This is a genomic window from Psychrobacter sp. 1U2 (genome assembly GCF_051847575.1).
Genome location: NZ_JBPYDC010001523.1, coordinates 1 through 582 on the forward strand (window position 1 = coordinate 1; position 582 = coordinate 582).

Consider the following 582-nt stretch of genomic DNA (forward strand, 5'->3'; position numbering starts at 1 on the left):
CTACTTTTGATATAACAAATAATAACGGCAACGCTTCTGGTACTGGTAAACCAAATATCGCTATCTTATTTGGCCGCGAAGATAGAGGTTTAACCAACGAGGAATTGGCTTATGCCGATTATCATATTCAGATTGATGCCAATCCTGCCTATCCCGTGCTTAACGTCGCATCAGCCGTCCAAGTGATTGCCAGCTTTATATTTGCTTATACGCGAGCGCATATAAAAGCTGATAACGATATGTTAGAGTTGACGGAACAAACGACGTTGAACACCTATGCACGTCAGCAATGGGACGAGCCAGCGATTACTCAGCAACAACTACAACAGCTTACTGAGCGTACCACTGCCTTGATGGTTCAACGCAAACTGGCTGATAGTGAAAACTTAAAATCATTGCCCTCACGTTTGTCTCGACTTGGCTCACGCATTCAGCTTGATCAAAAAGAGTATCAGTTGCTAAGCGCACTTATCGCTAAGCTTTTAAAAGATTAAACTCTGTGACGTACAAGGTTTAAGGTATTGATTTTTTGACATTATTCACGGTAGTGTTACTATCTACAAGCAATATAATTTAATCATA

General features: G+C 40.7%; 1 protein-coding gene. It reads left to right on the forward strand.

All coding sequences use genetic code 11. The features are described 5' to 3' along the window. Positions 1–494 (forward strand): TrmH family RNA methyltransferase (locus ACS8FD_RS22980; RefSeq protein ID WP_439277559.1); only part of this gene is annotated, 494 nt, incomplete at its 5' end. Between the last annotated feature and the right edge of the window lie 88 nt (positions 495–582).